Source organism: Mucilaginibacter tolerans, from assembly GCF_030519375.1.
Classification (GTDB): Bacteria; Bacteroidota; Bacteroidia; order Sphingobacteriales; family Sphingobacteriaceae; genus Mucilaginibacter.
Genome location: NZ_JAUMKB010000010.1, coordinates 217,566 through 223,790, shown reverse-complemented (window position 1 = coordinate 223,790; position 6,225 = coordinate 217,566). Strand labels below are relative to the sequence as shown.

3 protein-coding genes are annotated in these 6,225 nt (G+C 43.2%); 2 read left to right on the top strand and 1 reads right to left on the bottom strand.

The genetic code is table 11. The features are described 5' to 3' along the window. Together Q3A68_RS15565 and Q3A68_RS15560 are read left to right on the top strand one after the other, a co-directional pair. On the top strand, positions 1 to 2,832 hold a 2,832-nt coding region (locus tag Q3A68_RS15565), incomplete at its 5' end, for an MBG domain-containing protein (protein WP_302902031.1). Between the two features lie 20 nt (positions 2,833 to 2,852). After that, positions 2,853 to 3,755 (top strand): PorP/SprF family type IX secretion system membrane protein, encoded by a 903-nt coding sequence (locus Q3A68_RS15560; RefSeq protein WP_302902030.1) that lies wholly within the window; start codon positions 2,853 to 2,855, stop codon positions 3,753 to 3,755. 294 nt (positions 3,756 to 4,049) lie between these two features. Here Q3A68_RS15560 and Q3A68_RS15555 read toward each other — a convergent pair whose 3' ends face one another. Further along, positions 4,050 to 6,197: a glycoside hydrolase family 31 protein gene (locus tag Q3A68_RS15555; protein WP_302902029.1), complete on the bottom strand. Its 2,148-nt coding sequence runs from the start codon at positions 6,195 to 6,197 to the stop codon at positions 4,050 to 4,052. Between the last annotated feature and the right edge of the window lie 28 nt (positions 6,198 to 6,225).

The following is a 6,225-nucleotide window of genomic DNA, read 5'->3' as shown; positions in this document are numbered from 1 at the left end:
GGCGCGCTAAGCCGCACATCGGGAGAAGCCGTGGGCAGCTACCCGATCGGCCAGGGCACAGTGGCATTGGGCACAAATTATACCCTGAGCTATATTGGGACAAACTTTTCCATCATCCCGGCTAGCCTGACTATCACTGCTAAAGATGTTACTAAGACATATGGTGCTAAATTAACAGAAATGACCGGATCAACCGCTTTCACTTCAACGGGTTTAAAAAATGGAGAGGCCATTGGTAGTGTAACTATTGATTATGGGTCAGGTTCTTCGGCACTAGACCGCGCCGGTAGTTATCCAGGAGCAGTATACGCATCAGCGCCAATAGGCGGAACATTTAACGCAAATAATTACTCAATTAGTTATAATGCCGGCACCATAACTGTTAATCCGGCAGCACTGACTATAACTGCTGATAACAAAAGCAGATATTTCGGTTTTGACAACCCACCATTAACAGTAACCTATTCGGGCTTCGTAAATAACGAAAATTCGTCAAGTTTAGCTACCCAGCCAAGCATCACGACTTTAGCTACTATCAACTCACCAGTTGGTACGTACACCATCACTGCTTCAGGAGCGATAAGTCCGAATTATACAATAAACTACAAAGATGGTGCACTAATGGTTAACGCTGTACCGATCACGTTTAACCCTATTCCGGGCCAGGTATATGGAACTGCTGATTTTGATCCGGGAGCATCAAGTTTCAATAACCTTGCAACGGTAACATATACGAGTAGCAATCCAGCGGTCGCAACTATTGTCAATGGTAAGATTCATATTAAAGCCGCAGGTACAACCAATATAAAGGCCTTTAATGGAAGCAGTACGCAATACCAGTTACTCACAGTGGCATCCGCGCCATTAACCATTACGGTTGACAACAAAAGCAAGAATTATGGTGCGGCTCTTCCGGCGCTGACAGTTAGCTATAACGGTTTTGTGAATGGTGATGGCGCTGCAAGTCTGACTACGCAGCCAACGATCAGTACAACAGCAACCGCCGCATCGCCGGTGAACACCTACCCTATCACAGCTTCAGGTGCAGTGAACCCCAACTATACAATCAGCTATGTGGCGGGTACCTTAACGGTGAACAAAGTAGGGTTGATCATTACTTCGGATAACAAGAGCAAGAACTACGGTGCCGCCCTTCCGGCGCTGACAGCTAGCTATACCGGTTTTGTCAACGGGGATAACTCCTCCAGTCTAACCACACAGCCGACGATCAGTACAACAGCCACCGCCGCATCGCCGGTTAACACCTACCCCATCACCGCGTCAGGTGCGGTGAATCCCAACTATACAATCAGCTACGTGGCCGGTACCTTAACAGTAAATAAAGTAGGGTTGACCATTACGGCGGATAACAAGAGCAAGGATTACGGTGCTGGACTTCCGGTGCTGACAGTTAGCTATACCGGTTTTGTGAATGGGGATAACTCATCCAGCCTAACCACGCAGCCTACGATTAGTACAACAGGTACCTTATCGTCACCTGTGGGAAATTATTCGATAACAGCATCCGGGGCAGTGAACCCCAACTATAGTATCAGTTATGTGCCAGGTACCTTATCCATCAATAAGCTTGCCGTATGTGCTGCTTACAATGGCGTGATGTTTGCCAATACTGATGTTTCATTAAGCTCGACTCATGTCAATCTGAGTATAGTAATCAATGCAGCAGGTGGAGCTGATGCAAGGACTGCTACAGTCAAATTCACGACTGACAACAACGGCGGGCCTTACACAGCCGTTTTGGATCCAAGTTCAACCGCTGCCCTGGCGATATACAACTATAGTATGCTGGACGATATTGGCACCAATCTGTCCAAGACCACACTTGTAGCCTGGACCATAGACGGAAACTTTTTAAACTCAACCGCTTGTAGCGAGGCAAACACAGAGGTTACCGTGTCGAGCAGAACATCTGACTTCCTGACCGGCGGCGGATTTGTGGTGATGGGTGCCGGCGGGTATCCAAGCGCGGGCACCTACGCAGGGGCGCCAAATACCAAGACTAATTTTGGCTTTAACGTTAAATGGAACAAGACGCTGACTAATATTCAGGGTGGAGGATTTAATGGAACCATACGTAATGGAAACTTTATCTACCAAATAAGCGCACCTAAAGTGCTCACGCTTACTGTTATACCTGCGACCTCAAACGCGCCTGCTACTGCGGCGTTCACATCTGGTAACGCTACTATAAACATTTTTAATGCAACAACCGGGGCACTTATAAGTACGGTCGGAAACAATAACCTTACCGTTGAAATGACCGATAACTGTGAGCCGGGACCGGGCAGCAATACGTCGGGCGATTTAATTGCAATAACTTTAACGGACAGCAAGGGTAATTTGCTTTATTCCAATAATTGGAATGCGGCGACCAATAAAACGGTGAAGCAATCTCTTGGAGGCGGTAACCTGCAGGTGCATTCAGATGCAAATACCGCTGCGCCAACCTGCAACTCAGCTAAAGTATTAACGATGGCGGAAATATCTAATACCAGGAATGATATCGCCAGTTCACTCCTGAAGAGCGAACCTGTAGTTAAGCAGGCTATGTCACCCAACGGTGATGGTATCAATGATGTTCTTATTATCAATAATATTGAATACTATCCTGATAATAGGGTAATACTCATGAATAGAAGCGGTGCCCAAATATTTGATATATCAGGTTATGACAATGTCAACAAAGTCTTTGATGGCCATTCAAATATCAACAAAGCAATGCAGCAGCCGGGCTCTTATTTCTATCTGCTTGAATACAAGGTGGAAGGGGTCTTAAAGCGTAAAACAGGTTATTTTGTTATTAAATATTAATAAACCCAGGGAGGAGTAAAATGAAAAGGTTTAAACAATGGATGCTTTGCTTTATATTAATAGGGTTTGCAACCGTGCTTAGCGCACAACAACAATTTGGTTATACACAGTATATGGATAACCTCACGCCATTTAACCAGGCTTATTCTTTGCTGGATAAAACAGGCTCGGTAAGCGCCCTGGTAAGGAATCAGTTTGTGGGGATACAAGGAGCGCCGCGTACATTTATACTAAACGGCAACGTGCCTGTTGAATCTTTAGGCGGCTCTGCGGGGATCTTGGTTATGAGTGACCAGTTCGCGGTTGAACACAATACACAATTTAGTGCATTCCTTTCCAAGGGGATTCAGTTAACCGACTCAGAGTATCTTGGAGTCTCTATGAGTGTCGGTTTGAAAAACTATGTAGCCAACTTCTCCAGTCTTGACGCATCGGATCCACAATTCAGGGATGATGTCAGGCAAACCCGGCCCAATATCGGATTTGGGGTGCTGTACTATAGTGACAATTATTACATTGGAGTATCTATGCCGGAACTAACAATAACAGGGTTAGGAACTGCATCTTTACAGAGTAATGTTAACGACAGAAATCATTATTATTTTTCGGGTGCATTTATAACTGAATTGGCCGAAGGCATTAAGCTAAAACCAGCTGCAATGGTGGCTTATACAAGGGGAGTACCCGTAACAGCTAACCTTTCCAGTGTCATTTTTCTAAAAGACATGCTGGGTGTTGGAATTAACTATCGAACGGATAATGAAGCCGCCGGAATTTTATCTGTCAACATGAATTCATTCAAATTAGGATATAGCTATCAATTTAACACAGCTTCCGTTAACCTGGGCGGGTTAAATTCTTCCATACACGAGATCACATTAACTTATCGGTTTGGAAACAATACCCAACCCAAGCTTTTGTAATAATTGCAAACTTTAAAGCCCCTGTCTGCTGCGATTTGGCGCATAAAATGGTATTTTGACACAAATAATAGACCATTCAGGCATTGATTTTCAGCTATTTGTATGATATTTTAAGTTTATTTTTTGTTAGAGATTTTACGTTGGAAACTCATAGCATATCCAAATACGTTAGTAGCTTCTTTTAAATATTCTTACCTTCATTTATTATTATTTTTTTATCATTTAGCGATATTTCTGATAACTGATTCAAATTAGCGAGTTGGGAAGATAAACTGGATTAGAGGCAATAAATTGTTAACGTATAAGTTGCCAGCTTTTTACTAAATAGTTGTAATGTTTGAATTTTCCACTGCGGACAACCTTACCTTTTCTACCATCCCAATTGAGCTGAACCGTATTAAACGCGCCTGCATCATAATTAAATGTATTACCATCATCTTCAAAAAGGGTAGCTGACGCCGGCCCCTGACCATAAACGTAACAGGTGATTTCAAATACCTCTCCAGCTGTTACATGCTCAACGGGCTTGGCCAATGGTAAAATTGTTCCTTCTTTAATAAATAGGGGCAGCTGGTTTAATGCCGGTTTAATGCTGTATTGCTTACCGCCCTGGTATTTTTGATTGGTATTATAATCATACCAGTATCCCGCCGGCAGATAAACTGTCCTTTCGTCTTGTTTTTCGGTTAATGGAGCTGCTAACAGGCCATCGCCTATCATATATTCATCTGACAGATTGAAGGTATTTTTATCATCCGGATAATCCATTACCAAAGCCCTGAAAGGTGGTATGCCTTTAAAATGATACATCGCAAAAGCATTATAAAGGTAGGGAATCAGGCTCATCCTGAATTCAAACAACTTGCGTATGTCAGCTTCCACTTCCCTGGCATTGTCCATCAACTGGCCATCATTGTTCATTTTTCTATTGATCTGCAGCCATGGCGGGTTCCTTAGGTACCATGAATTAAACAGGCTTTGCGCCGATAATACGGCTGTCTGGCTTCGGCGTATAAAATCTTTTATTGAATTTGACTCCCTTACTTCCGGCGACCAGATCATTCCCGAGAACCCCGAATTCAATATCATTTTGATGTATTGGTTATGATCGTAAGTATCGCTGTATAAAGCGGCCGGATAGGAAGACGCGAAGTCATTTGATGCCCGTACGTCAAGGTAGGTACGTAAATTCAATTTCTTGTAAATGCCGTAAATAGTTTTCTGATAAAGCACCCCAAATAACTGGTGCATCTTTTCTCCGTCAATGCCCGAAGGAAATTGGCTGAGTTCAGGAAAACTCCAGGCGTTGCTGCCGAAGGCAATATTAGAGTTATCGCATTCATCCAATTTAAAGCCGGAAATCCCTTCTTTTACAAATGTATGCTCATGATAACCGGCAAAAATTTTACGCGCCGCTGTGTCGGCAAAATCAGGCACCAACCCGTTCCATACCAGGTAATTGCCTGCTTTATTCTTAAGGGGCTGATATAGCGGGGATTTGGGGGATACAAAGGCATGCTCCCATAGATTTATATGAAAGCCCTGATGGGTCATACTGTCAATGAAGGCATCCGGCGATGGGAAATAATCTTTACTCCACACATAGGAGCAGGAATAGGCTGCAGTTTGCCATTTCGGTTCAATACCCAATACGTCGCAAGGAATATGGTTATTTCGAAAATAGGCGGCCATTTTTTCTGCTTCTTGTTGATTAAAGTCGGCCTTTACGCGGTATTTAATGCCAAGGCCCCATATAGCAGGTAAGGCTCCCCCACCGGCAAATAAATTATATCGCTGTATGGCATTTTTCAGATCGGGGCCTTCAAAAACAAATACTTCTATTCCCTTTGCTCCCGGGATATCAACAGTCACATTGCTGGATGTTTGGTTATCATTTTGATAGAGATCCTGCACAGAATTACCATCTTTACGTGTTGAGGGAATAGCGTTATTGTGGTCGCTTAACTTCTCAGTATTGCCACAATAAAACGTGGCGTAACGGGCTGTATTGATTAAAATGCCGTAACCTCTATTGGACACATAAAAAGTCGCAGGCCCGTGAGTATATCCAAGGTCATTCAACGGGTTATCATTGACGATAGGCCTTATCTTTAATCCCCGTTGATTGAATGAGCCCAACTGCAAGCCAAAACCATACAATTGTTCTTTATCATCCAGCGGAATTTCAACTACTACTCCCCTGTTATTTATATTTATTTTGATGTCGTTAATGTTAAATGGCAGTTTGCCTGCAGGCAGTTCGCCCAGCGCAGTTTTTAAGGGCAATTCCTCACAAAAACTATAAGGTGTAAATTTATCGACGATACCCGATGATATCTTTTCCACACCTGGTGCCAGGCTTTCAACCTGGGCATCTGCTTTGATAAAACCAGCGTGAATGAGTATGAATATGGTTAAGACACGGATTACTTTTTTTTTCATACGAAGTTTAATGTTTTATATAACAACT